This window comes from Streptomyces sp. NPDC048002 (genome assembly GCF_040653275.1).
Lineage (GTDB): Bacteria > Actinomycetota > Actinomycetes > Streptomycetales > Streptomycetaceae > Streptomyces.
The window spans coordinates 85,700-93,138 of record NZ_JBEZNL010000030.1 but is presented as its reverse complement, the minus strand read 5'-3'; the positions used below and the strand labels follow the sequence as shown (position 1 = coordinate 93,138).

The 7,439-nt window shown below is 74.4% G+C and carries 6 protein-coding genes and 2 pseudogenes; 3 read left to right on the top strand and 5 right to left on the bottom strand.

The window, feature by feature from the left end:
* Positions 1–187: pseudogene (locus tag AB0E07_RS29270) on the bottom strand (S1 family peptidase); the annotation flags it as partial.
* An 88-nt stretch (positions 188–275) separates the two neighbouring features.
* On the opposite strand from AB0E07_RS29270, the pseudogene AB0E07_RS29265 reads away from it, so the two are divergent.
* Positions 276–1,112, top strand: a pseudogene (locus AB0E07_RS29265) (DMT family transporter); the annotation flags it as partial.
* Positions 1,113–1,151: 39 nt separating this feature from the next.
* Here the strand turns inward: AB0E07_RS29265 and AB0E07_RS29260 are convergent.
* A complete protein-coding gene (locus tag AB0E07_RS29260) occupies positions 1,152–2,030 on the bottom strand; it encodes an alpha/beta fold hydrolase (protein ID WP_362258640.1) in 879 nt (292 codons plus the stop codon).
* Positions 2,031–2,274: 244 nt separating this feature from the next.
* On the opposite strand from AB0E07_RS29260, the gene AB0E07_RS29255 reads away from it, so the two are divergent.
* Positions 2,275–3,159: an RNA polymerase sigma-70 factor gene (locus AB0E07_RS29255; RefSeq protein WP_362258637.1), complete on the top strand. Its 885-nt coding sequence runs from the start codon at positions 2,275–2,277 to the stop codon at positions 3,157–3,159.
* Between the two features lie 237 nt (positions 3,160–3,396).
* Complete coding sequence (locus AB0E07_RS29250; RefSeq protein WP_362258634.1) at positions 3,397–4,164, top strand: GntR family transcriptional regulator; 768 nt, start codon at positions 3,397–3,399, stop codon at positions 4,162–4,164.
* A 174-nt stretch (positions 4,165–4,338) separates the two neighbouring features.
* On the opposite strand, the gene AB0E07_RS29245 is transcribed toward AB0E07_RS29250, so the two are convergent.
* From AB0E07_RS29245 to AB0E07_RS29235, 3 genes are all read right to left on the bottom strand, one after another.
* The gene (locus AB0E07_RS29245) at positions 4,339–5,496 is read right to left on the bottom strand and encodes an ROK family protein (RefSeq protein ID WP_362258646.1); all 1,158 of its coding nucleotides are present in this window, start codon (positions 5,494–5,496) and stop codon (positions 4,339–4,341) included.
* 100 nt (positions 5,497–5,596) lie between these two features.
* Positions 5,597–6,259, bottom strand: a complete 663-nt coding sequence (locus AB0E07_RS29240; RefSeq protein ID WP_362258631.1) for a response regulator transcription factor — start codon at positions 6,257–6,259, stop codon at positions 5,597–5,599.
* A 14-nt stretch (positions 6,260–6,273) separates the two neighbouring features.
* Entirely contained in the window at positions 6,274–7,428 is a 1,155-nt protein-coding gene (locus AB0E07_RS29235; RefSeq protein ID WP_362258628.1) for a histidine kinase, read from the bottom strand.
* Positions 7,429–7,439: the final 11 nt, after the last annotated feature.

Sequence of the window (7,439 nt, the reverse complement as noted above, 5' to 3'; positions counted from 1 at the left end):
CCCCGGCCCCCGCGCCTCCGCCCCCGTCCGCCGCGCCCCGCTTCACCGCGCCCAGGGCCCCGTCCCCGCCCGCCGCGGCCGGGCTCCGCTCCATGGCCCCCGCGCCCCCGCCCACGTCCACCGCATCCCCGTCCCCCGCGCCCCCGCCCACCGCATCCCCGTCCCCCGTGTCCGCGGCTCCGGTCACCGCGCCCACGTCCCGTACCGATTGGTCCCCGACACCGTCATGGAAGTGGACCTTAAACCGGGCCGCCCCGCTTCCTAGCGTCGCTGCCATGAACGCGACCACCACGCGCGGGGCCCTGCTCGCCGCGCTCGCCTGTGTCCTTGTCGGAGGCTCCTTCACCGCCAACAGCGTCCTCGGCGCCTACCCGTACGCGGGCGGCCAGTTCCTCCGCTACGGCCTGGCGTTCCTGTTGCTGGTCCCGCTCGCGGGGAGCGGCGCCGCGGCCCGGCTGCGTCGGCTCACCGCCCGCCAGTGGCTGCGACTGGCGCTGCTCGCGGGCATCGGCATGGTCGGCTTCAACCTCGCCGTGATCGCCGCCGAGCGCACGGCGGAGCCTGCCGTCCCGGGCGTGTTCGTGGGCTGCGCGCCCGTCGTCGTGGCGGTCGTCGTCCCGCTGGTGGAGGGCCGCCGCCCGCAACGGGCGGTGCTGCACGGCGCCCTGCTCGTCGCGCTCGGCGCCCTCACCGTGCAGGGGTGGGGCCGCAGCGACGCGGCGGGCATCGCCTTCTCGGTGTGCGCGCTGGCCGGCGAGGTCGGATTCGCCGTTCTCGCAGTGCCCGTACTGCGGCCCCTGGGCCCGCGACTGCTGTCCACCACCGTGTGCGGCCTGGCCGCCGTGGAGTCGGCGGCGGCCGGACTGCTCGCCGACGGCGCGGGGTGGCTGCGGCGGCCGGACGGCGCCGAGACGGCGGCCCTGCTGTGGCAGGCGGTCGTCGTCACCGTGATCGGCTTCGTCTGCTGGTACATGGGGATGCAGCGGATCGGCGCGGAGCGGGCCACGCTGTTCTCCGGCCTCATCCCCGTCGCCGCAGCCTGCACCGCGCCCCTGGTGGGCACGGGCTCCTACGGCGCCGCCCAGGCCGTGGGCAGCGCCCTGGTGGGCGCGGGCGTCGCGCTGGGCTCCCGCGCCCCGGCGCGGAGCCCGTCAGCTGTCGCCGACGCCACCGTTGCCGACGCCTCCGTCGGCGCTGTCGCCTGCGCTGCCGTCCAGGATGACGCGCGCGACGAGCGCGGGGTCGTCGTTCATCGGGACGTGCCCGCAGCCGGGCAGCCGGATCAGCCGGGCCCTGGGGATGATCTGCTTGGCCCGGACCCCCTGACGCTTGATCAGCACCCGGTCCCTGGTGCCCCAGGCCACGGTGACCGGGAGCCCGGCGACGTCGTCGGTGAACCGGACCGTGTTCCCGGCCCGCAGGGTCTCGGTGAACCCCGTCGCGTTCGCGAGGGCCAGCGTCTCCGCGACCACGGCCTCGGGTGAACGGCGCCCCGGGCGGGCGTAGATGGTGCTGGTCAGCGCGGTGCGGCCGGCCGCCGAACGGGACAGCCGCCGCACCACGGACAGGGGCATGCCCCGGGCGATCCGGCGCATCGACAGCAGCAGGGTGAACGCGTAACGGCGTTCCGCCTGCGACCAGAACCCGGCGGGGGACAGGGCGGTGACGGACCGTACGAGCTTCTCGCGGCCCAACTCCAGGGCGAGCAGTCCGCCGAGCGAGTTGCCCGCGACATGCGGCCGGTCCAGCTCCAGTGCCTCGCACAGCGCGCCGAGCGCGGCGGTCATCGTGGGCAGGTTGTGCGGGAGGCCGTCCGGCAGCGCGGGCGACGCGCCGAAGCCGGGAAGGTCGACGGCGATGACGTCCCGCTCGGTGGCCAGGATGTCCAGCACCGGGTCCCAGGCCTGCCGGTGGTGACCGATGCCGTGCAGCAGGAGCAGTGGCTCGCCCCGGCCCACGCGCGCGTAGGACAGGGTGACGGACCGCGGACCCCCGGCGGAGGGGACCTGGAACGAGACAGTGGCGGACATGTGCGCTCCTCGTCGGGACGGACGGACCGGCACGGACGGGCATCGACCGCCGTGGACGGCATCGTGGGACGTGGACAGCTTGTCAGCGATTGCTACCGGCGGGTAGACCCGTAGGCCGTACCGGAGTTCCGACCCCGGAAAGCGGGCTCGGAGGGCCGTCCGGCGGGGCACGATTCACGCCGGGTCCTTTGCGCCTGCGACGCCTCGCCTGGACACGGGCCGGAGCGTCGGCTGGGATGGAACGGTGAGCACCGACACCGTGACCGACGTCTTCGAAGACCACCGCCCCGTCCTCCTGGAAGTCGCCTACCGCATGCTGGGGCGCGTCGCCGACGCGGAGGACGTCGTCCAGGAGGCGTGGCTGCGCTGGACGGGAGCGGACCGTTCCGACGTGCGCGACCCGCGCGGCTTCCTGGTCCGTGTCACGACCCGCCTCGCCATCGACCGGTTGCGCCAGGTCAAGGCCCGTAACGAGGCGTACGTCGGCCCCTGGCTGCCGGAGCCGTACGTCACCGAGTTCGGTGACACCGTCGAGGACACCGCGGAGCGGGCGGTGCTCGCCGACACCGTCTCGCTGGCCGTCCTGGTCGTGCTGGAGTCGCTGTCACCGCTGGAGCGGGCGGTGTTCGTCCTCAGAGAGGCCTTCGGCTACCCCTACGGGGACATCGCCACGATGCTCGACCGGGGCGAACCGGCCGTCCGTCAACTGGCCGGACGGGCGCGCCGGCACGTCGACGAGCGGCGGCCCCGCTACGACGTCGACCCCGCGGAACGCCGTGACCTGACCGAACGCTTCCTCGCCGCCGCCTGCGAGGGCGACCTGGCGGGGCTGATGGCACTGCTCGCCCCTGACGTGCGGCTGGTCGGCGACAGCGGCGGCAAGTCCAGCGCGCCGCTGCGGATCGTGGAGAGCGCGGACCGGGTGGGCCGCTTCCTGGTCGGCGCGGCGGACAAGGGCGTGCCCGCGGTGTCCTTCCGGTTCCTGGAGCTCAACGGCGGTCCGGCCCTGCTGGCGCTCTCCGACGGAAAGCCCGACAGCGTATTCCAGTTGGAGATCCTCGACGGCCGCGTCCAGTCGATCTACGTCATCCGCAATCCCGACAAGCTGCGGACCCTGAATCTCGGCTGACCACCACTGCGGAAGCCCTCGTTCCATGAAGAGGGCTTTGCCGTCGCGTCATGAAAAGGGACCTGTGCGAACGCCCTGTGAACGCTGTGCGGCGGGCGCCGCGCCCCGCCCGCAAGGGATCGAGGATTGGTATTGACCAAGGATGTGGGCCGTCCTATCGTCGCAGAGAAGTGCAACAACCTTTAATAAACAAGGGCGCTAAAACGCCGCCGGACCACGGCGATTGCGGAGGACAGGGTGGGGACCACGCAACTGGAATCGGTGCCGGAACCGAAATACTGGCATCTGAGGACCGTGCTCAGCGAGGCGCTTGATTCGGAGTTCTCCGTGGGCGAGATCCTGCCCAACGAGCGGGAACTCGCGGCCCGGTTCGGGGTGGCCAGGGCCACCCTCCGCCAGGCCCTCGAACAGCTCGAACTCGAAGGCAGGCTCCAGCGCCGACGGGGGGTCGGCACCACGGTGGCGCCGCCGCGCATGGGGGTCGCGGTCGGCACCGAGCAGCACAACTGGCCTGGGGCGGCCGGGGACGACTGGCAGCCCGCCGACAGCACGGTGGAGGCTGCGCCGGCCGCCGTCGCCGCGGCCCTGGAGACGGGCCCGGAGCAGCCCGTGCACCTGGTGCGCCGTTCCCTGGTGACGCACGGCCAGCCCGTCGCCGCCGAGCTGCTCTACGTGCCCGAGTCCTCGGTGCCCGACCTCACCGCCATCGACGCGCCCGCCGGACCGGCACGCGCGCGTGCGGTGCTGCGCGAGCTCCAGCGGCTGGAGCTGGAGGGCAGGGACAGCTCCGTCGAACTCGGCTCGGCCCGCGCCGACGACGCCAGGCAACTGGACCGGCTGCCCGGCGCGCCCGTCCTCGTCGTCACCACCCGCTACTTCACCGAGGGCCGTACGGCGGCCCTCTCGGTCGCCACCTACCGGGCCGACACCTGCCGGCTCACCTTCGGCGACTCCGGCGGGGTGGAGATCCACCCGGAGCCGGACCGGGAGCGCCGGGCGTCCTGAGCCCGCACCGACCGACGCGTCCCGGAGCCCTTCCGGGGCGCGTCGTCGCACTCCCGGCGCGCTGCTCGCGCCTTCCGGCGGCCCCCCGCCCGCTCAGCCCCGCCGCTGCTCGCGCCCGCTCGGCCGCGCCGCTGTCCGTGCCCCTTCGGCCGCCCCCGGCTACCCGGCGCCCGCTCAGCCGCGAGCCGGTACCGCCCCGTCCACCGCGAACAGCTCCGCCTCCACATGGTCCAGCGCCAGCCGCACCGCCCCCGTCGCGACGGCCGCCTCGCCCAGCAGTGACAGCGTGACCTTGGGAGGCCGCAGACAGTACCGGGCCAACTCCCGCCGCAGCGGCTCCAGTACGCCGTCCAGACCGGCTGCCCAGCCGCCCACCACGACCAGTTCCGGGTCGAGGGCGAGGACCAGCGCCGCCACGTCGTGGACGAGCCGCGCGATGAACCGGTCCACGGCCGCCCGGGCCCGCTGGTCGCCCTCGCGCGCCTTGGCGAACACCTTCGCGACCGCCTGCTCGTCGAGCGGATGCAGCGGCTCGTCCGTGGTGGACAGCAGCGTCTCCGGCGTCGCCTCCCGGCCCAGCAGGTGCAGCGCGCCGATCTCGCCCGCCGCCCCGCCGAACCCCCGGTGCAGCCGCCCGCCGATCAGCGAACCGGCGCCCGGACTGAGCCCGGCGAGCACGAACACGATGTCGTCCGAGTCGGTCGCGGCACCCTTCCAGTGCTCGGCGACGGCCGCGGCGTTGGCGTCGTTCTCGACCAGTACCGGGCACTTGAAGGACCGGCTGAGCCGCTCCCCGAGCGGCAGCCCCGACCATTCCGGCAGCGCGGTGCTGAGCCGTACCGTGCCGTCCGCCTCGACGATGCCGGGTGTCGCGGCGCCCACGGCCCGCAGCGAGCCGCGCGCCACCCCGGCCCGGCGCAGCAGCTCCGCCACCGCGGTGCGCACCCGTTCCAGCCGCTCGTCCGCTGTGGCCGTCTCCTCGACGTCCTTGGCGACCGCGCCGAGCACCTTCCCGTCGAGGTCGGACAGGAGCGCGGCGACGCGGTGCGGCCCGATGTCCAGACCCAGCAGATGACCGGCCTCGGCCCGGAACCTGAACCGTCGGGCGGGCCGCCCCTGGCGGCGCGCCATGCTGTCGTCGGCGGCCTTCTCCACCACGTAGCCCGCCTCGATGAGGTCCTCCACGACCCCTTCGACGGTCGGCCGGGACAGTCCGGTCACCCGGGTGATCTCGGTCAGCGTCGCGTTGTCCGTGGCCCGCAGCGCGTGCAGCACCACAGCGGAATTGATCCTTCGCAGCAGCGAGGGATCCCCGCCGGTCAGCCGCCCCACCGTCCGTCCTCCCAGCATGTGCGCGTGTTGGCCGGATCGTACTCGGCCCGGCGGACCCCGGCGAGTGGCGGGGGACCCGCCGCCGCGCCGGGTGCGACCGTCAGCCCGGTGCCACGAATCCCGACTCGTACGCCGTGATCACCGCCTGGGTGCGGTCCCGCGCCCCCAGTTTGGCCAGCAGCGCGCTCACGTGCGACTTCACCGTCTCCGTGCCCACGACCAGGCGGGCCGCGATCTCGGCGTTGGACAGCCCGCGTGTCATCAGCCGCAGCACCTCCGCCTCCCGGTCCGTCAGCCGGGCCCGGTCCAGTGCGGCACGCGCGGCCGGATTCCCGCCCGCCCCGCCGTGATCGGCCGCCAACTGCCGCACCGACGCGGGGAACAGCAGCGACTCGCCCTCCGCGACCAGCCGGACCGCGTGCACGATCTCGGCCGGCCGGGCCCGCTTCAGCAGGAAGCCGTCGGCACCGGCCCGCAGCGCCTCGTACACGTACTCGTCGTTCTCGAAGGTCGTCACGACCAGGATCTTCGGCGGCGACTCCACCGTCCGCAGCACCGCGCGCGTCGCCTCGATCCCGTCCAGCAGCGGCATCCGCACGTCCATCGCGACCACGTCCGGCCGGAGCGAGCGGACCAGCGGGATCACCGCCGCCCCGTCGGCGGCCTCCCCGACCACCTCGATGTCCGGCTGCGCGTCCAGCACGGCCCGCAGGCCCGCGCGGACGAGGGGTTCGTCGTCGACGAGGAGAACGGTGACCGGCATCCGGCCAGCGTAGATCAGCGCAGCGGCAGCTCGACGCGCACCTGCCAGTCGCCGTCGGCGGGGCCGGTCAGCGCCCGCCCGCCGAGCAGCGCGGCGCGCTCCCGGATACCGCGCAGTCCGCTGCCGCGGGCGGAGCCGGGTATGCGAGCGGTCAGCGGATTGCGGACCTCCAGCACGAGGACCTTCGTCTCGACGGCGACCCGCACGCCCGCGGGCACGCCGTCCGCGTGCCGCAGCACATTGGTGAGCGCCTCCTGGAGGATGCGGTAGCCCTCCCGCGACACCGGCCCGGGAACCGTGTCGAGCGGCCCGGCGAACTCGGCGTCCACCTTCGCCCCCGCCGCGCGCGCCGACTCCAGCAGCCGGCCCGCGTCCACCAGGGTGGGCCTGCCGGACACCGGCCGGTCCGACTCCCGCAGGATGCCGAGGACCCGGTCCAGATCGGCCAGCGCGGCCCGCCCGGTCTCCTCGATGGCCTCCAGCGCCCGGTCGGTGAAGGCCGGGTCGCCCGCCGCGCGCGCGGCACCTGCCTGCACGACGGCGACCGTGAGGGCGTGCCCGATCGAGTCGTGCAGTTCGCGGGCGATGCGCGTGCGCTCCAGGAGTTGCTCGGTGCGCTCCTCCAGGGCCGCCATCCGCTCGGCCGCGGACGGCCCGAGCAGTCGGCGGGCTGCCTCGGTGATCAGCCCGCCGAGGCCCACCACCACGCCGTACAGCACGAGGAGCGGTACGGGCACCAGGAAGGCGTACGACCAGTGCGCCGGCGCGTCCCGCAGCACCGGGACGTCGTCCGGCGTCCGGCCCGCCGCGAGCCGCGCCAGCTCGAAGGCGAGCACCGGCAGCCAGACGGTGGCGAACATGGCGACCGCGCCCAGGGCCATGCGGGTCTGGAGCCACAGGACCGTGCGCAGCCGGTCGCGCCGGGTCGCCGCCGGATGCACCGAGACGACCGAGCCCTCGGCACCGGGCAGCAACAGCAGCCGGGCCTGCACACCCTCGCCCGTCCGGACGGCCGGGATCAGGCCGACCGGGATCAGCACGAGCGCGGGCACCCAGGGGGTGGTCGGGTCGATGAACATCCACACGCTGACGACGAGCATCGGCACCCACAGATGCAGCAGGCGGGTGTAGGTGATCCCCTTCAGCAGCGGGCGGAGCAGGCGCGTCATGGCGTCATCGT